The sequence below is a fragment of the Cohaesibacter celericrescens genome (genome assembly GCF_002866925.1).
Taxonomy (GTDB): domain Bacteria; phylum Pseudomonadota; class Alphaproteobacteria; order Rhizobiales; family Cohaesibacteraceae; genus Cohaesibacter; species Cohaesibacter celericrescens.
This window is the reverse complement of the sequence record NZ_PKUQ01000001.1, coordinates 214356-233794: the sequence shown is the minus strand read 5'-3', so window position 1 is coordinate 233794 and position 19439 is coordinate 214356. Positions and strand designations below refer to the sequence as shown.

The window sequence follows — 19439 nt, the reverse complement described above, 5'->3', positions numbered from 1 at the left end:
TAAAAAGGGTGCCATTTGGCACCCTTTTTTGTTTTCAATCGTTGCTTAAATCGCCGCTGGTTTAGCCCAAGCGACCACTTGCATGAGCCAGCATGGTGTAGACCTTGCCCGTCTCGGAGGTGAGATAGTTCATCGTCGCCGAGCCATCACGGTCTTTTCTGGAAATGTCATCGAGAATGCGCTCATAGTCTGCAACATAACGATTCACCGTTGTGCGGAAGTCATTGTCACGCTGATAGCGGGTGCGAATATCCTCAAACGTTTGTTGGCCTTTCAAAGTGTAGAGCCTACGAGTGAAGCTTCCCCCTTCGCCGCGACGATAGCTTTCCCAAGCTAGAGACTGATTTGACCCATCGATTCCTCTGACAATGTCATTGCTCAGCGGGGCTAGAGCGGCAGCGTCGCCGGGTTGTGGCATCGAGTCTTCCTGGGACGCTCGGCGCAGTAAGTCGGAAACCCATCCACCGGACCGATTGTCGTCGTCGTCATGATGTGCCGGTGCGGTATAGCTGCTTGGAGCAGGGGCTACAGGCGCTTGCGGCTCTGGATGACGGGTCGGTTGTTGCACAGGGACAGGAGGCAAGGTGCGTGCCGCTGGTGCAGGGCGTTGGGCAGGCCTTTCAGCTGGCACTGTATCGAAGCTGTTACCGTGGCGTTGGACCACACGCGACAGTTCTTTCAGAGCGTCTATCTGCTCTGATACAACGCGGCGCATTGCGCCTGTTGCTTCCCGCGTTTCGCCGGGTAGTTCCGCAAGACCATGTTTGAGCTCAGCCCGTGTGGCATCTAGATCTCGTTTCACTTCTTGTGTGATTGAGCGAATGTCGTGAGTTGCCTTTTCAAAGCGCTCGTTGGCTTCCGCCATGGACTGAGCCATTTCTTCGCTCATTTCACGCTGAACTTCACGGATGGATTCCGCTGCGCGGCGTCCCTCGGAAGAGGCGCTGATACGCAGTTGCTCGAGTTGATCCATCACTTCTTTTGAAACACCTTCGGTGCTTTGGCTGAGCAACATGCCTACATCGCGTGCGCGGCCTTCCGCAGTGGAAAGGGTGCTTGCAATGATTGAGGTGAAGTTATTAAGCACAGCCTCGATAGATTCGGTGCGTCGTGTGAGGTCGTCCGTCATGGACGCCAACATGGCGCGGCGTTCCTCAGTCGTTCCTTCCAGGCGATGGTTGGTGGATTCCATCAGTTGGGTGGTATTGACCAATGCAGAGGCCTGTTCTTCGAATTTGTCGGTCAGGGATGCGACTTGCCCAAGAATACCACTGGAGACGTTGCGCAAATCGTGAACATGACTTGTGAGCTGCTGTGTTGAGTTGCCTGCTTCCGCAACCACTGTTTCAACAACATCGCGGAACTGTCCGGTCTGGGCTGACAGGCTGGTCTCTATGGTCGACAAGCTGCGTCCAGCATTGAGCAAGAGCTCGGACAAGGTGTCGTTGGCATTTTTCAGGCGCTCTACGATTTCGGTTCCGTCCGAGCGCAACAACTCGTTGGTGCTGTTCATCGACTGCGATGCTTCCTCGGCAGAGGTTCGGATCGCTTCAACAAGACGCTTGTTGGAGGTGTCCAGATCGATGATGGCATCATGGCTGCTCTGGGCGATTGCTTTAACCAGATTACTGGAAGACGCTTCCAGAGCGGCTTTGGCTTGCTCGGAACTGAGGTTCAGGGCATTGACCGTACGCTGCGAACTTTCATTCATTGCAGAAAGTGTTTCGCTGGAGCTTTGGCTGAGAGATTCTGCTGCCTGCTGTGCACTTGTCGCCAGTGATTGCTGGGTACGGTTGGTGCTCTCTTCAAGTGCCTGAACCGCAATTTGTGAGCTGGCAGACATTGTTTCTTGCGTGCGGGTGGTGGTCTCTTCCAAAGTCTGTACAGCTTGATGAGAGGTTGCGACCAATGATTGCTGGGTCCTGTTGGTGCTTTCTTCCAGCGTTTGTACCGCCTTTTCGGAACTGGCGATCATCGTTTGTGCTGCACGCTCTGTGCTGCTGGTTAGGGAACCGACAGAACGATCTGAGCTTTCTGTGATTGCCTGAACTGCTTTGCTGGCGCTTAGATCCAGTGTTTCTGTTGCACGTGTGCTGTTCTCGGTGATGGCTGCGACCAGATTCTCTCCGGTTTGAGCCAGAGTCTGAGAAGCGCGGGCACTTTCCTGAGCCACAGCTTTAGCAATCTCACCACCGCGGCTTGCGAGACTATGAATGATGCTTTCACCCGCTTTTTGGAATGTGCTGGTGATATTTTCTGAACGACTGTCCAGAGCATGCACAACCGCATTGCCTTTTTCATCCAAAATGGAGGACAATTCGGCAGACCGGGAGCCTAGAACTGCATTGAAGTTTTCTGTTTTCTCGGTGATTTCGGCGCTGGCGGTGGTGAGGGTCGAAGCCAGTGAATCGCGCGCTTTGGCGCTCTCTGTCGCGAAATTGGTCGAAATGGCGTTCATGCGATCATTGAGAATAGCCTCGATTTGAGCCGAGCGGCTATCAAGGGTTTCGGCCACTTCAAAGACTTTGCTACCGAGTGAGACATTGATCTCGGCAACACGATCAGAAAGTGTTTCCGTAAGCTCGTGGGCTTGACGGGACAAGGTGTCGCCAACCATCGTGAGACGGTTGTCCATACTCTCGTTGATGTCTTTCTGCCCTTTGGAATAGGCCGCGGCAATGTCGGTGGTGCGTTCCAACAGCGTTTCGTTGATCTGCCGTGCACGATTATCCAAAGTATCGTCGAGTTTGGATGTGCGTTCGTCCAATGTCGTATTGAGTGTGTCTGCCTTGGAGGCAAATGTCTGCGTTAGGCTGGAGATATTTTGTTCGAACCCGCCCAAGCGTTCCGAGATACCTTTTTCAAATCCGGTGGTGTGGCTGATAAGAGTGCTGGCCACTTCCTGTGCTTTGGTTGAAACACTGACAGAGAAGCCTTCCAGACGGGTGTCCAGCATGCTTTCTATTTCGCCAGCACGGGCAAACAGGGTTTGATCCAGCGTATTGATGCGCTGGTCCATGGATTGGCTGAGCGTATCCAGTCTGTCACCCAGGTGGCTGACCAGATTTGTGCCCTGTACTCCAATGACGTCATCAAAGGCTTTGACCCGTTCTTCCATAGCTTGGCGTATTGCCTCGCTCTGGCCTTGCAGGGCGTCCGTGAGTTCGCCACCGGTCGTCTCGAACAGCTCTTTAACTTTGTTACCACGTTGCGCTATGACTTTGGCGATTTCGGTGCCAACCATTGCGAGACGTTCGGTCACTTCCATTGAACGGCTGTTGAGGGCCTGACTTGCTTTGCCTGCCGCTTCATCGAGACGTTCTGTAAGATTGTTGGTCTGGCCTTCGAGCAAAGTGCCCATGGATTGTGAACGCTCATCGAGGATTGCGCCCAGATTGGTTGCATGGCCTTCAAGCTGCTGGTTGAGCTCGGAGCCTTTGACCGTAACGGTCTGATGTATACGGTCTGCCGTTTGGTCCAGCTTGCTTGTGAGGCTGTCGCCCTGACTGGAGATGGTTTCTGCAATGCGTGTACCGGTTTCGGTCATATTCAAGGTGAGGCTGTCGCCAGCACCGGAAATGGTATGGGCAATGTTGCTGCCCGTTTCATCCAGTTTTTCGTTGATTTCGTTGCCGCGCAAGGACAAATCGACCAACAATGCGTCGCCTGTCCCTTTGAGTGCTTCGGAAACATCGGCAGAGCGTTCGGTGATCGCCGTAACAATCTGGGTGCCTTGCTCGCGGATGTTTTCGGCAACCGTTGAACCGGTCTCCGACATGGTATTGGTCATGTTGGCGCTGATTTCGGTCAGGCTGGTGGTCACATTGGTGCTGATCTCGGTCAGGCTACCGGTAACATTGGCGCCGATTTCTTTCAGCTCGTGCGTCAGTGCGCCGCCGGTGTTGGCCAAATTCTCGGTGACTTCGCTACCGATGGACTTCAGATTGGCATTCAGGCCATCGCCGACTTGCGAAATATTCTGTGTAACATTGGCTCCGGTTTCGGACAATGTTGTGGTCAATTCCTGACCCGCTCCGATGAAACGGTCCGTGACTTCATGGCCAATGCTTGCGAGTTGGCTGGTCAGATCACTACCGGTGAGTTCCAGTTTTTGGGAAATGTCGGTGCCGGACATGTTGAGCTGATTGGTGATGCTTTCACCGGCTGTCGAGAGCGACTCAGTAACGTTTGAACCGGTTGAAGAGAGGCGGTCAACCAGATCGGAACCACGGTTGGACAGGACATTGACCATGGTCTCGCCTGCATTGGCCAGAGCAATGGTGATTTGCTCGCCTTTTTCAGCCAAAGACAAGGTAACGCGTGACCCTGCGTCCGAAACACTTTTGGAGATAGATTCGCTTGATGTGCTCAACTCGTCGGTCAGGCTTGTGTGGGCGCCAGAGATTGATGCACGCACACGCTCGGAGTTGGTAACAATGGCTTCGCGCTGGGTGATCAATTCTTCGATGAGTGAGCGGATGCGCAATTCATTTTCTGAATAAGCGCGCTCCAGTGAAGACACTTCATTATGCACCATCACCTCCAGTTCGGAAGCGCGGGCCAATGCCCGTTCGATGCCATCACTCATGGAAGCCACTTCGCGGCGAATGGCTTGTCCAACGTTAACGACAGATTCTTTGGCGACATTTTCCGGCTCAACCAGACGCATGGCAACTTCGGTCATGGTATAAGAGACCTGACGCATTTCATGCGAGCGGACAATCATATAAGCCATCATAAAGAATAGGATGACGGGCAGGACGACCCCTGCAAGCGATGCCAATGCGGTGGGAGAGGTCAAAAGGGCATCCATGCCTCCCGTGGCGAGGAGGTCCTTGGCCAACCCAAAATAGAAAGCTGCACCGCCAATGGCGAACCAGGCACCAGAGAGCAGGGTTGCAAACCAATAGGGTGTTGAGCTGGGTGGTTGCTGCAAAGCATGAAGCAAATGGCCGACCGACTGCTGATCGTCGTTGGCAGGTCTTGGTTTGACCCTGTTGCTTCTCGCATCAGACGTGGCTGAGCCATTGTCTGATAGGGAATCGCGTGAAGTCACAGCGCTGTCTGTGGATTTGCTTTCGCCAGTCTCTTCTGAGACATCGAAATCCAGTTTCAAAGCATCTTCAACTGCCGACAAAGCCGCTTCTGTCGGGTCCTGAATCTTTGGAGACTTTCTTACCATGTCGGTTCTAGCCTTATTTACTCGATACTCGCCAACTCATTGTCGTTTCTAACCCCCGATGTCATCCATCGGGTTTCTGCCTCATAGAGACAACAATGCCACCCTTGCGGGAATTTTTTGATATCACCACAGTCGATCAATCCAACAACAAACTTCTTTTTAGCGCTATTCTGACTGTAACAAAGTTAGGCAGCGAAAAGAGCGAAATTGTGCAAATGCCGATTGGTCGCAGATGTCCGATATATAGAGGAGCATCGTACAAGGAGAGGAAAGGCAAAGAAACCATAATTTTCCGACCCTTGTCGCTATTTGTTAACCATTCGGCGATCAAAGGTTTGACATCGCCAGATTGTAGCCCAGATTGCCGTCATTAAGAGCTTGGAAAATTTGATTATTTTGCCTCTGTGCATGCCTTCATTGGCTTTGCTGCCGACGGCTTTGCTTGTCTGCAAATTAATTGCTTTGGTTTGCGGCAAAATAGGGTTTTATGGTTAACAGAGGTCGTTAAAATTGGATTTTTCAAAATTGGAGTGGTCTGTTGAGGCTGGGCAGTGAGGGCGGAATGCAAAGTCAGACGGTGATATTAGATCGCGATCATTTGGCGCGGCAAACGATGGAAGATGAAGATCTCCAACGTGAGGTTTTGCAATTGTTCACCGATCAAATGGTGTTGAAACTTGGCCAATTGGATGTGGGAGTGGTTGATCGCAAAGAGTATGCTCACAGTATCAAGGGAGCGGCCAAAGGCATAGGGGCTTGGCAAGTGGCCCATGCCGCGGAGGCGTTGGAAGCTGGTAAAGGTGATACTCAAAATCTGGTGCAAGCGCTGCGGCTGGCTGTCGATGAAACCTTGCTGGAGATCCGCTCGATTCTAAACACTTAAGGGTGCCTAGGATTCGAAACGATACTTTACGATACAATCTGCTTCTTTGCCTTGTGGGCGAATTAGGGTATAGCGAAGGTCATCAAACCTTTTATTAGAGAGCCTAATTCAATGCCTAAGATTACGTTCGTCACGTTTGACGGAACCAAATATGAAGTTGAAGCCCAAGATGGCGCAACCGTGATGGAAGCCGCCGTGAAAAACGGCGTTCCGGGAATTGAAGCCGAGTGCGGCGGTGCTTGCGCCTGTGCGACCTGTCATGTGTATGTCGATGAGGCATGGACCGATAAGACCGGCGAACCTCAGGCCATGGAAGAAGATATGCTCGATTTTGCTCAGGATTCCAACGAGACCAGTCGTTTGTCCTGTCAGATCAAAATGACCCAAGAGCTTGATGGTGTGGTTATTCGTATTCCCGAATTTCAGGCTTGATACGACAACCGCGCACGTGAGTGGATCCGGATTTGCATTCGGACGGGAAAAGCTGGCACCGTGATGCCGGCTTTTTTTTAACAAGATGTATCTTCCCATCAGGCGATCTCTTGTTCTTGTGTCTCTTGCAACGGGCCTTCTCAAAAGCGTGGGTTGACCTATGTGTTGGAAGTCGCAATATGTAGTTTCGATATATCGAATATATCAATTGCATTGGTGAGACATGACGCACAGCTGCCAAGATAGTAAGCCTGACACTCTTTTAGGCCGTATTATGCCGTCGGGCGTGCATCTGGTTTGTGGCTTACCTATGGTGGCGCGTCAGCGTCAGAAGGTCGTGCCTTTTGCCTCTGGTGATGTGGTGGAGATCGGTTTCGGTTCTGGGCTCAATCTCCCGCACTATGATCGGTCATTGGTGCGCAAGGTAATTGGTATCAACCCCGATGACGGCCTGCCGCGCTTGGCGCGACGGGCGATTGCGCAACAGGATATCCCTGCCGAGCTGTTGGTTGAAAGCGCAGAAGCGATGTCACTGTCCTCACACTGTGCTGATTCTGTGGTGGTGACCTATTCGCTTTGTTCTATACCCAATGTGGCAGCGGCCTTGTCGGAAGCCCATAGAGTGCTCAAGCCGTTTGGGCGGCTGTATTTTTGTGAGCATGGTCGGTCCGAAACACACCATGTATCCCGATTGCAGGATGTTCTAACGCCACCGTGGCGGTGGATGGCATCGGGATGCCATCTTAATCGCGATGTGGGTGGGCTGATCCAAGCGGCAGGGTTTGAGCTTGAGCGCTACGATATTTATGATTTGGGGTTCGGCTCTCGCATTATCGGTACCCACCATGTGGGCGTCGCCCGCAGAGGATAGGCTTTTGGTGCAGCCGTTTATTCAGCGGGCTGTTGTGGTATTGTGACTTTGCCGATCCATTCTCTTCCTTCAATCGGGTCTGTTGGAATGAGCCGCGCCAAAACAAGCGAAATGCAAGCAAGGCCCGCACCGATCAGGAAGACCGCTGACGGATGCGCCAACCATATCAGACCAAAGACAACCGGAATGATCACTGCAGCGATATGATTGATCGTGAATGCCACACCGGCAGTGGGAGCAATGTCTGCAGGGTCGGCAATTTTCTGGAAATAGGTCTTTGTGCCGATCACCATGGCAAAAAAGGCGTGGTCTATCACATACAGGCCAGCTGCCATCCATGGATTTGATACAAAGGCATAAGACAGGAAGACAACAATCAGTCCGGTATATTCGATTGTCAGCATTCTGCGTTCGCCGAATTGGCCAATGAAGCGACCAATAACGGGAGCAAAGAACATGTTGAACAGGCAGTTGATCAGGAAGAGGGCCGAAATCTCGTGCACCTGATAGCCAAACCGCTCAACCATCATAAAACCGGCAAAGACTGTGAAGATCTGACGCCGAGCGCCGCTCATAAAGGTGAGGGCATAATAGAGCGAGTAGCGTTTGCGCAGCACCAAATGTTTGCGCTGTGGTGTTGTTGCTTCAAATTGGGGAAAGGCACGCCAAAGGAAGATCACCATCACAATGGTTAGGCTTCCTGCGATGGCAAACACCAGTTCAAAGGAAAGATGCAGGGTTTGCCATGTGATGAAAATCACTGCATAGGCGACCAATTGCGCCATGGCTGCGACGGACAGGATGCGCCCCATCATCGCGGGGGCTTTGTCTTTGGGTAGCCATTGAAGGCACAGCGATTGATTGGTCGTTTCGTAATAATGAAAGCCAATGGACATGATGATGGTTGTGAAATATAGCCCCCAAGTTGATGGCATCATGCCTGTCAGGCTCACACCTATGCCGAGCAGCAGCAGCGCCAAGAGTGCAAAGGTCTGTTCGCGCAGGATCAACAAGACGAAAATTGCAGTAAAGGCCAGAAAGCCGGGGACCTCGCGCAGTGACTGTTGAATGCCAATCTCTCTTCCGGTGAAGCCGATCTCATTGACCGCAAAATTGTTCAACAGGTTCCACCAACTGGCAAAAGACAGCTGCATAGCGGCGCTCATAAGCATGAGCAACATAAAGGGAGTGCGCCAGCTGCTGGCTGTCTGGGAATTTGTCGCGGTCATTTCGGGGGCCTGTCAGATCAGGGAAGGTAGCCTTGATTTAGCAGCTAAGGCCGTTTTACGTCAAATAAAGAAGATGGATTGCAGACATGCAACAACAGGATGGGCACAAATGTCAGGGCTGAGGTCACCGCATCAAGGTGCGCATGGCCTGATCAATGCCTTCCAACGTGAGCGGATACATGCGTTTTTGCATTAAGTCTCGGATCATTCCGATAGAATAGGTATAGTCCCAGTGCTGTTGCGGTGTAGGGTTGAGCCAGACCGCATGGTCATAAATAGTCTGAATGCGAGAAAGCCAAACATGGCCGGCCTCTTGGTTCCAATGTTCAACTGAACCACCGGGGTGGGCGATCTCATAGGGTGACATGGCAGCGTCACCGACGAAGATAATTTTATAATCGGAGCCAAATTTATGCAGCACATCCCATGTAGGGATGCGCTCTGCATGGCGGCGCGCATTTGTCCTCCAGACATATTCATAGGGGCAATTGTGGAAGTAGAAATATTCTAGCTGCTTGAACTCGGTGCGTGCAGCCGAGAATAGCTCTTCGCAAATGCGCACATGGTCGTCCATGGATCCGCCAATGTCGAAAAACAGCAAGACCTTGACCGCATTGTGCCGCACCGGACGCATCGTGATGTCGAGATAGCCTTTGTGGGCTGTGCTGTTGATGGTGCCCGATAGGTCCAACTCTTCTGTGCCACCGGTGCGGGCAAATTGTCTGAGGCGACGCAGCGCGACCTTGATGTTGCGGGTGCCAAGCTGCAAATCTCCATCCAGATCTTTGAATTGGCGCTTGTCCCAGACTTTAACCGCGCGGCGATGGCGGGACTCACTCTGTCCGATGCGAACGCCTTCGGGATTGTAGCCATAGGCTCCAAACGGAGATGTACCTGCCGTCCCGATCCATTTGTTGCCGCCCTGATGACGCTTTTGCTGTTCTTTGAGCCGGTCTTTCAGCGTGTCCATCAGTTTGTCAAAACCACCCAGAGCCTGAATTTCCGCCTTTTCTTCTTCTGTCAGATACTTCTCGGCTAGTTTTTTGAGCCATTCTTCAGGAATGGGTGCCTCGTTTACCGCATCGCTCAAGCTTTCCAAGCCTCTGAAGGTGGCACCAAAGACTTGGTCGAACCGGTCTAGATTGGCTTCGTCTTTAACCAGAATCGCACGGGAGAGATAGTAGAAGTCCTCCACTCTCTTTTCCGCAAGGTCGGCTTGGAGTGCTTCCATCAGCATCAAATATTCGCGCAATGAAACGGGGACCTTGGCAGCGCGTAATTGTGTGAAGAAGTGGATGAACATATCGGTACATCTCAAAGTCAAAGCGGGCCAGATTTAAAGCCCTGAGAAGATGGGGCGTTCGCTTCAGTTAGGCGCGCTTGGATGGTTGGGGCAAGTGGTCCTTAGCAGGATGCGTGATGCCGGACCCAATAGGGCGCGGGGCCAAACTCAAGTTTTGGCTTTCTTGTTTTTAACCGGCTCGCCTTCCATCTCGTCAGATGTGGCGCGCAAGGTTCTTATGACCGCGCCCAGCTTGGGTTGTTCTTGCGTGACAAAGGGCATAGGGCGACACAGAGCGATGGTTGCCAGTCCGATCCGCGCGGTGAGGATGCCGTTTAACAACCCTTCTCCCAGCTTGGCAGAGAGGCGCGCGGCAAGGCCGTGACCGATGATTTGCTGCATCAGGGTTTCACCGGCTGCCATGCCGCCGGTGACGGCTAGATTGCCTGCGATATGGCCCGTTAGCCGAAGCATGGCAACAAAGCCCGGGCGGTTGCCATAGGCCTCGGCAATGGCGCGGACCATACGGACGGTTTCGACCAGAACAACAATGATATCGAACAGTGCGCGCGGGCTGAGGGCTGTGACGACGGCGACGCGCTTGGCGGCTTGATGTACCCGATGGGTGGCGGCCTGATCGACCGGCGGCATCAAGGTCTGTTCGGTTTGGGCGAGAATATCTTCGGGGTCAAACAGGTGGGGAAGATCCTGTTTTAAGGACTGACGGGCGCGAAACAAGGAGGGTTGTGGCTCATAGAGGTGCAGCAGATCGTTGGCGATTTTCATCGCTTGTTTGCGGTCTCCGTCTTTATAAAGCTCTGCAACTTTTTCGCGTAGGTGGTCCAAATGTGATAAACGTCGCAGGGCCAGTAGCTCTCGCAGAAGGAAGAACAGCAGGGATAAAACTGCCATGCTAACCAGTGCGATTCCGAACCATCCCAGATATTGCCAGCGAGCAAAAAGTTCTCGGATCAGGGTGTCCAGCCAGAGCCCAAGCGCCAGCATCAAGACCCCTGTTAGGGCGCTCCAGAATAGTGAGGCCAAAGACCAGCCCTTCTTGCGGATGGGCTTGTAGGCCGGTTCTTCCTCCAGAGCGGTATTGTCAAAATAATCGCTGCCGTTGGCGTTTGAACCTGATCCCATGGAGATTGTGGCACCAGTGTCTGGTGTGGGGCGTGCAATATCGTCACCATAGGCCCCGCGGTCAAGGCGGACTGCACGCGGAGCACGCCTGCTGTGGGAGGGTGTTGAGCCAGATTTTGGGTCTTTTTTGCTCATTTCAAAATATCTCCCAGCAGGAATTCAAGGGCGCGGTCAAGGCGGATATGGGGCAGCGAAAGCGCCGTTCCACTTGAGGATTTGTCAAGTTCGGGAGGCCGGAATCGCACAAACCGTAACGGGTCCTTGAAGTGGAGCGGCGGTGCGGAAACCGAAATCGCTTTGCTGCTGGTTTCTTCATCCCTAGTGTTAGATTTTTTTTGAGATATTGAATCAATTGGTTCAAAAAGTGATTCAAAATTTGTCGGTAAGTCTCCGGGGAATAAGGCAAATTCTGATATTCCGTCAAATTCGTCTTCACCTAAAGATTCACCGGCCATCGGGATTCCGACCAAGGACGGTAGATCTTCACCATCTACATTAAGTGTGGCTTCACGGGTGGCGCGGACGGCGGCAATGGCCATGGTTTCATAGTCGGCACCTGCCGATTCCAGCCGCTGTGCGGCGCGCTCAACGAGGCGATTGAGAATGCGCTCCAAACGGTCGTGGGAGGTGTGGTGCAAATGGTCTGCTTTGGTGGCGGCAAACAGGATTTTATCGATCCGGCGGGAGACTAAATTGCGAAGCCAGAAACGAGAGCCGGGGCGGAAGGCGCGGAGAATTTCGGTGATGGTTTCTTCCAGCTCGGCCAGCGTTTCAGGTCCTTCATTAAGAGCGGCAAGAAGGTCAATCAGGACAATCTGTCGATCAAGTCTGGCAAAGTGATCACGATAGAAAGGCACAATGATCGAATTTTTATAAGCCTCGAACCGGCGTTCCATCATGGCCCAAAGGCTCTTGCGGTCTTTGCTAAACAGATCGTCGGGCAAGGGAGCAAATGTTAGGGCAGGGCTGTCTTGTAAATCGCCGGGCATAAGGAAGCGGCCAGGGGTCAGGAGAGCATAGGCTCCGCGGGCCTTTTTTGCCTCAAGTAGATACGCGGTAAAGTTGTTTGTGGTCTCGCGGGCGATGGTCTCCAACACTGGTTCGTCGCCTTGCAGCTGTGTGTCCAGCTTACCATGGATGCCCTCGGCGAAGGCCCGCCATAGGTGCGAATGGGTTTTGTAAAGCGGTTTGTTGGCTTGTTTGAAGGACCGTGCAGACCACGTGCGATAGTCCTGATCCATCAAGGTCAGATCGAGCAACCACTCACCGGGGTAATCGACAATATCGAGCGCCAACCTGTCCGATTGGAACGTGCGTTTGAAGCTTCCTTTGGATTGGTATCGAAGGGAGAGACGGACCTGGCTGGTTCTGCTGGTGGAGGAGGGCCAGACGCGGGTGTCGGTTAGATCTGCGATATGATCTTCATACCGAAAGCGCGGAATGAGGGTGTCTGGATGGGGGCTGATTTCTGCGGTGCCGATGCGTCCTGTCGCATGGGCTTCAAAGCGTGGCAAACGCCCCCCATGGATGATGTTATGCAGACTGGAGGATATGAAAATGGTTTTGCCCGCACGCGCCAATCCCGTGACACCCAAACGCAAGGTGGGCTCTGCCAAGTCGCTGGCAAAATCCGTTAGATTGGACGTTGCGATCCTTACTTCATCGAATAGTTTCATAGCTTCGCCTGTCTTTGGTCGCTTGAAACGGCGCAACCACGCTTATCCATCATGCTCTAGCATGCTTATGGATGTAAGCAAGGCACGGCGAGAATGCAAATATAACGCAGGCGTTTTATCAAAGTGAGCGGCTGTTGCGCCTCTGGTGCTTAGCGACGAAAGAACGCGGGTGCCGGATTTTCCAGAAGGATTGCGTGCATATCAATTGCTATATCTCGTGGTTTTATAAAATCGATCAGCTGACCACTCTGGGCCGTTACCATGTTCCAACTGTCACAATCAAAGTCGATCACGGCCAGAGCCGAAGTTGGGAACTTTATTTCCATGTCGGTAGCCAACGGTGTGTTGGTGTTGGTGATCAGCCGAAGGGCTATTTCGTGCAGGCCGGTGTTGTGCCCGACGATCATCAGGTTGTTGCTGTCTTTGGCATGGGCCCGCATGATCACAAGATAGTCGGGGGCATGGCCTTCATAGAGATCATCCAGCAGCTTCAGGCTGACGTCGCCTTGTAAACCGGGAAGAATGCCGCCCAGTGTTTCTTTTGTGCGCATGGACGATGAACAGAGAATGCGGTCGGGACAATACCCCCGTTCTTTCATCGCGAGGGCGATTTTGGGCGGGTCCTTCTTGCCGCGTTTGTTCAAGGGCCTGTCAAAATCATGCAGGTCTGGATCAGACCATGATGATTTGGCGTGGCGCAGCAAAAAAAGTCTGAGCATGAATGCAACTTCCTTCGGGTCCATGACGCGCACTTCAGTTGCACTCATCATTGATTGAACTGTGAAAACGAAGCTACACATCAGGAAAGAGGCTGGCATGCAGCACGACAAGGGCATATCTTTGGCAAGACATTTATAGTGTAGCCGCGATGAACGCGACGCAAGTCCTGATATTTTACTCAAAGATACTGCAATTGCATGACACATATTGACTATATTGACAGTTTTTATAAGCACACAATGGTGCCAGCTTTAAGTCCTTTGACCCTGAATGGTCTAGTGCAGGTGGATGTTTGTATCATCGGGGCGGGGTTGGCAGGCCTCACTGCTGCTCGTGAGTTGCTAAAAGCCGGTAAGTCAGTGGTGCTGATTGAAGGCAATCGGGTTGGCTGGGGTGCCTCTGGCCGCAATGGCGGTTTTGTCTCTGACGGCTATGCGCAAGGGCTTGGTGCGCTGGAGCGGCAGCTCGGGGTGGCGCAAACCAAGGCGCTGTTCGATGTCTCCAGATTGGGGACCAATTATGTTCAGCAAGCTGTCTCAGAGCTGGGCGCGCGCGGTGTGCGCCCCCAAGAAGGCTGGCTTCGGGTGTCTCGCTATAGCAATGAAGACCGGTTGCAACGAGACATCGATTATTTCAATTCGGTGTATGGCACCGCCTATGGCTATTGGCCAAAGGAACGCGTCCGCGAGCATCTGGTCTCAGAACTCTATTTTCAGGGCATGGAAGATCCTGAGGCTTTTCATATTCAACCTCTCAATTATGCATTGGCCTTGGCTCAGGATATTCGGCAGCGCGGCGGGCAAATATATGAAGGCCAACAGGCCCGTTCGTTGGAAAAGTCCAGTGGGCATTGGACTGTGCGCTGTGAGGGCAATGGGCATGTGCAAGCCGGTTCGGTTTTGCTGTGCGGCAGTGCCTATATGCAAGATCTTTATCCCAAGCTCGAACGCGCGGTTCTGCCTGTTGCGACCTATGTTATGACTTCTGAGCCGATGGCGCACCAGTTAAGCCGTGCCATTCGATACGCGGGGTGCATTGGGGATACGCGTCGAGCAGGGGATTATTACCGCCTCGTTGAAGATAGCTCGCGGTTGTTGTGGGGTGGTCGCATGACGACCCGCCGGTCGCAGCCTCAGGCGCTGGCATCAATGCTGAAAAAAGACATTCTTTCGATCTATCCGCAGCTTGGCGACTTCGGGGTGGATTTTGCCTGGGCTGGTTTGATGGGCTATTGCCTGCACAAAATGCCTGTCTTACGCGAAATGGAGCCCGGACTGTGGTCTGCGACTGCGACGGGCGGGCATGGGCTCAACAGCACGGCAACCATCGGCATGCTGGCAGCGGAAGGGATCGCGGGGCTTTCAGACCGGCATCGCCTGTTTGAGCCTTTTGATGCGCAATGGGGCGGTGGTCCTATCGGACGTATGGGGACGCAGCTTGTCTATTGGGGACTGCAAATGCATGACTGGTGGGATGAGTGGCGCAGTTAAGCGCCACTGTCTTGGGTGTTGGGTCTAACGTTGTCCTGTTTTAACGTTGCCCTCTGGCCATAAAAGCAAGGCGTTGGAACAAATGCACATCCTGCTCATTCTTGAGTAAGGCACCGTGCAGAGGCGGAATTGTCTTGGTTGGGTCGGTTTCTCGCAAGGTTTCCAGATCAATATCCTCGTTGAGCAATAGCTTGATCCAGTCGAGCAATTCAGACGTTGACGGTTTCTTTTTCAGGCCGGAGACATCACGCACAGAATAGAAGATAGACAATGCCTGATTCAATAACCGGTTTTTGATACCCGGATAGTGAACTTCAACAATGTCGCGCATCGTTTGTTCATCGGGGAACTGGATATAGTGAAAGAAGCAGCGGCGCAAAAAGGCGTCGGGCAATTCTTTTTCGTTGTTCGAGGTGATGAGAATAATCGGGCGCTGTTTTGCTTTGACCAATTGGCCGGTTTCATAGACATGGAATTCCATGCGATCCAGTTCCTGCAAAAGATCATTTGGAAATTCAATGTCCGCTTTGTCGATCTCGTCAATCAGCAACACTGGCCGTTTGGGAGATTCAAACGCCTCCCAAACCTTACCGCGGCGAATATAATTGGCGATATCCTTGACCCGTTCATCGCCCAATTGGCTATCGCGCAGGCGTGAGACAGCGTCATACTCATACAGGCCCTGTTGCGCCTTGGTGGTTGATTTGATGTTCCATTCTATCAAAGGGGCATCAAGGGCGTTGGCAATCTCTTGCGCCAGAACTGTTTTTCCGGTGCCCGGCTCTCCCTTGACCAGAAGGGGGCGTTGCAGTGTTACCGCCGCATTGACCGCAATTCTGAGATCCTCTGTGGCGACATAATTTGATGTGCCTTCAAAGCGCATAACATTCCCCTGTGGTTTTTTGGATTGGCTGGCCATTTTAAGGTCCGAGCACTTGAGGTTGCTCATCTTCGCAGTGCGACTATATCGGCCAGAATGAGGCGTGCAATCAAATTTCACCGGGCGCGAGCCAATTTCAGAACCAGAACCGCGACTCAAATGGCCTCGTTCCTACGGGCAAATATTTCCGCTTGCCCTCTCGATAAGGTCAAAACTTCCTGCTTAATAAAGGGTTAATATTGATAAGTATTTGATTTTATTGAATTTAAAAATTTATCAAAACTGGCCCGAAACTTGCTGATGTAAAGGCAATCTGATTTGTATCTCTTCAAAGGGAAGTACCATGAGTCTTTATTCAGCGCTAACGACCTCCGTCGCAGGAATGAGCGCGCAGTCAACTGCAATGCAAAACATTTCAGGCAACATCGCCAACGCTTCTACCACGGGCTATAAACGCGTTGATACGGCGTTTGTTGATTTGGTAAGCAACTTTACCTCTGATAAAAGCGCTCAGAAATCTGGCTCTGTGTTGACCAGTTCACGCGGCACCAACACAGTGGCTGGACCTGTCGGTGCGTCGGATACTTCGACACATATGTCGATCAGTGGCGATGGCTATTTCGTGGTTTATAACAAAATCGGCGAAGTGGATGGCTCCCCAATTTTTGATGGCACACCGCTTTATACCCGCCGAGGTGACTTTACGCTCGATCAGGATGGCTATTTTGTCAATGACGCCGGCAACTATCTGGCCGTGATTGAATTGGATGATGCGACCGGAAACCCCGTTAGTTCTGTTCCCAAGCCGACTACTTTTGAAGAAGGCTTTATGGCGGCCGAGGCAACAACGACCATTACCTACACCGGTAACTTGCCAGCAACACCATCTACCACAGATTCAAGCGGTTCTGTGTTGACCCCGGGATCAGGATATACCGTAGATCCAACCACGGCTGGTACCGGTACGGTTCAGGCTCAGGATGAAACAAATTTCCTGTCCCAGTCCATCTCTGGTGGCGCAATCACTGCTTATGTCGCTAATGGTGAAAATGTCAGCGTACAGCTGCGTTGGGCCAAAACCCTTGAAGGCGACGCATCTGCGGTGCCCGCGACAGAAGATACGTGGAACCTGTTTTACAAAAGCGATTCTGAGGCCACAGGGACTGCAACCAAATGGACCAACGTAGGGCAGGATTATACGTTTAACGTTGCAGGTGACATGACGGCTCCTACGGCTTCGGTAACTGTGCCTGCTATGACGGTTGATGGCGATAATCTGGGTAATATCGTGCTCGACCATGGTGGCAACGGCATCACCGGCTACTCCACCAACACAGGTGTGGCCAATATGAATTTGTCACAGGATGGTGCAGCTGCCGGCGAATTGACCAATATCAGCATCGACTCTTCCGGGTATGTGGTTGCTAACTATTCCAACGGCAAATCAAGCAATATGGCGGAGATCATTCTGGCGTCGTTTGATGGTGATAACTATCTGGCGCGAGAAAGTGGCGGCGCTTTCCTCGCATCTGAAGATTCGGGCGAAGCTATTTTGGGAGCGACCGGTTCGATTCGCGGTTCCTCACTTGAAGCCTCTAACGTTGATATTGCTGATGAATTTTCCAAGATGATCGTGTCTCAACAGGCCTATACCGCCAATACTCGCGTGTTGTCGACCGCACGAGATATGCTTTCGGAAGTCATGCAGGTCATTCGTTAGTTTATGGAAATTGATCCTAGTCTCCCGATCCTTTGTGGATCGGGGGGCTGCGATCAGGAGGAAGTCAAATGGCTCTGAGTACAGCATTGACGATTGCGCAATCCGGATTGCGGGCGACCAACCGCGAGCTGGAGGTTGTGTCCTCCAATATTACCAATGCCAATACGGTTGGTTACACTAGAAAGACAAGCAACCGCGAGGATCTGGTTCTCAATGGGCAAGTCACCAGCGTAGTCAATACGACTATGCAGAGGACGCTCGATGAAGTTGCGCAGAAGCAATTCTGGTCGGAAACCGCTGCCACCGGTTATGCCAGCACCCTCAACCAATATCTCGGTCAGGTTGATGCCCTATTGGGGCAACCGGGTGGGTCGAACGCACTCGATACTCTGGTCAATGAATTTGGCAGTTCATTGCAGAAACTACAGACAAGTCCAGATGACGAGGCAACGCGGCTGGAAGTGTTCAATGAAGCTGCGGTTCTGGTCCAGAAACTGAATGAAACCTCTGAAGCCATTCAGGGACTGCGTCAGAACGCGGAGTTTGAAATTGAGGAAACTGTTGCAAACCTCAATGGATATTTGCAAAATATTGATAGCATTGACAGCAAAATTCAGGAAATGACGCTGAATGGCGTGGATCCGGTGGGATTGATGGATCAGCGAGATATGCTGATTACACAATTGTCTGAACTGGTGCCAGTTCGCGTCGAACATGGCGAGAATAATTCTGTCAAGATTTCTACGACCAATGGCGTGTCACTTTATGATCAAGCTGCTTCAGAATTTGAATTTACAGCCTATGGCACCGTCAGTGCCGAGACCGAATGGAACGCAGATCCTGCACAAAGCATGTTGGGTAGTATTTCTCTGAAAAACTCCAATGGCGGTCTGTTGGACATGACGTCGTCGGGTGGTTTTGATGGCGGTACGATTGGTGCGTTGATCGAATTGCGCGATGACGTTTTGGTTGAAGCGCAGAACCAACTCGATAGTTTGGCCGACGGCATGGCCGATGCGTTCAGCAAGTTTGATGTTGAGGGCGTTGCCGCAACATCTGGCGCGCAAGCCGGATTTGATCTTGACCTGAGCGATTTGCAATCGGGTGATGTCTTCACCTTTACGTATCAGGATGTCGGAACAGGAGATACCAACACAGTATCATTCGTGCGGGCCGAGACTGCTTTGTCTTTGCCATTGGTTGATGATGTAACCGCGCGCAATGATGATCGAGTTGTCGGCATTGACTTTTCCGGTGGCATGGCCAGTGTTGCAGCGCAGGTGCAGACAGCTCTTGGAGCGGCTTTCACAGTCAGCAATCCATCTGGTAATTCTTTGCGTGTTCTGGATGATGGCGCAGCAAATACGGTCGATATTCAGTCTTTTGATGCCAAAGCCACTGCAACCGGTTTGCAGCAAGAGGCAACGGCGTTACCGTTTTTTGTCGATAGTGGCACAGGACCGGGTATCTATTCAGGTGAAGTGGAAGGTATCCCTCAGCAAGTGGGGTTTGCTGGACGCATTGCCATCAATTCGGCTCTTGTTGACGATCCGAGTTTGCTCGTTAAATATGACAGTTCTGCAGGGGCATCGGATCAGACGCGTCCGAGCGCATTGTATGATGCGCTGACCAACACTGAACTGCAGTTCACCTATCAGTCAGGCGGCGCCCCGGTGACGATGACGGTGGATGAATTTGCGAGACAGATCATTTCCTATCAGGCCGAACAGGCTAATACCGCACAGACCCGACTAGAGGGCCAGGAAATTGTGATGAACAATGTTCAGGCGCGGTTTGAATCAACCTCAAATGTCGACATTGATATCGAATTGGCCAATCTGCTGGAATTGCAGACAGCCTATTCCGCAAATGCTCGTGTCATGACCGCTGTTAAGGAAATGATGGACGCGTTGATGCGTATTTAAAGAGAG

The 19439-nt window shown here is 52.1% G+C and carries 13 protein-coding genes; 6 read left to right on the top strand and 7 right to left on the bottom strand.

Features of this window, described 5'->3' with window-relative positions:
- Positions 1-61: 61 nt before the first annotated feature.
- Positions 62-5182 (bottom strand): apolipoprotein A-IV repeat region-like domain-containing protein, encoded by a 5121-nt coding sequence (locus tag C0081_RS01090; RefSeq protein WP_101531950.1) that lies wholly within the window; start codon positions 5180-5182, stop codon positions 62-64.
- A 562-nt stretch (positions 5183-5744) separates the two neighbouring features.
- Here C0081_RS01090 and C0081_RS01085 point away from each other — a divergent pair.
- The 3 genes from C0081_RS01085 to C0081_RS01075 all read left to right on the top strand — a co-directional run bounded on the left by C0081_RS01085 (position 5745) and on the right by C0081_RS01075 (position 7368).
- Positions 5745-6065, top strand: a complete 321-nt coding sequence (locus C0081_RS01085) for an Hpt domain-containing protein (protein ID WP_101531949.1) — start codon at positions 5745-5747, stop codon at positions 6063-6065.
- A gap of 111 nt (positions 6066-6176) precedes the next feature.
- On the top strand, positions 6177-6497 hold the full coding sequence (locus C0081_RS01080) for a 2Fe-2S iron-sulfur cluster-binding protein (protein ID WP_101531948.1): 321 nt from the start codon (positions 6177-6179) through the stop codon (positions 6495-6497).
- A gap of 223 nt (positions 6498-6720) precedes the next feature.
- The gene (locus C0081_RS01075; RefSeq protein WP_101531947.1) at positions 6721-7368 is read left to right on the top strand and encodes a class I SAM-dependent methyltransferase; all 648 of its coding nucleotides are present in this window, start codon (positions 6721-6723) and stop codon (positions 7366-7368) included.
- Between the two features lie 17 nt (positions 7369-7385).
- Here C0081_RS01075 and C0081_RS01070 read toward each other — a convergent pair whose 3' ends face one another.
- The 5 genes from C0081_RS01070 to C0081_RS01050 form a co-directional block, all read right to left on the bottom strand.
- On the bottom strand, positions 7386-8597 hold the full coding sequence (locus tag C0081_RS01070; RefSeq protein WP_210200353.1) for an MFS transporter: 1212 nt from the start codon (positions 8595-8597) through the stop codon (positions 7386-7388).
- Positions 8598-8721: 124 nt separating this feature from the next.
- Positions 8722-9900, bottom strand: coding sequence for a vWA domain-containing protein (locus tag C0081_RS01065; RefSeq protein WP_101531946.1), 1179 nt, complete (start codon positions 9898-9900; stop codon positions 8722-8724).
- 147 nt (positions 9901-10047) lie between these two features.
- A complete protein-coding gene (locus tag C0081_RS01060; protein WP_101531945.1) occupies positions 10048-11157 on the bottom strand; it encodes a YcjF family protein in 1110 nt (369 codons plus the stop codon).
- Positions 11154-12698, bottom strand: coding sequence for a YcjX family GTP-binding protein (locus C0081_RS01055; protein WP_101531944.1), 1545 nt, complete (start codon positions 12696-12698; stop codon positions 11154-11156). The genes C0081_RS01060 and C0081_RS01055 overlap by 4 nt, the downstream gene beginning before the upstream one ends.
- A gap of 149 nt (positions 12699-12847) precedes the next feature.
- Positions 12848-13417 (bottom strand): SixA phosphatase family protein, encoded by a 570-nt coding sequence (locus C0081_RS01050; RefSeq protein WP_180966692.1) that lies wholly within the window; start codon positions 13415-13417, stop codon positions 12848-12850.
- A 198-nt stretch (positions 13418-13615) separates the two neighbouring features.
- Between C0081_RS01050 and C0081_RS01045 the strand changes: the two genes are divergently transcribed.
- A complete protein-coding gene (locus tag C0081_RS01045) occupies positions 13616-14908 on the top strand; it encodes an NAD(P)/FAD-dependent oxidoreductase (protein ID WP_101531942.1) in 1293 nt (430 codons plus the stop codon).
- Between the two features lie 40 nt (positions 14909-14948).
- On the opposite strand, the gene C0081_RS01040 is transcribed toward C0081_RS01045, so the two are convergent.
- Positions 14949-15791, bottom strand: coding sequence for an AAA family ATPase (locus C0081_RS01040; protein WP_101532334.1), 843 nt, complete (start codon positions 15789-15791; stop codon positions 14949-14951).
- A gap of 340 nt (positions 15792-16131) precedes the next feature.
- Between C0081_RS01040 and C0081_RS01035 the strand changes: the two genes are divergently transcribed.
- Positions 16132-17508 carry a flagellar hook protein FlgE gene (locus C0081_RS01035; RefSeq protein WP_101531941.1) on the top strand — a complete coding sequence of 459 codons (1377 nt, stop codon included), beginning with the start codon at positions 16132-16134 and terminating at the stop codon, positions 17506-17508.
- Between the two features lie 68 nt (positions 17509-17576).
- Positions 17577-19433, top strand: a complete 1857-nt coding sequence (gene flgK, locus C0081_RS01030) for a flagellar hook-associated protein FlgK (RefSeq protein ID WP_101531940.1) — start codon at positions 17577-17579, stop codon at positions 19431-19433.
- Positions 19434-19439 lie beyond the last annotated feature (6 nt).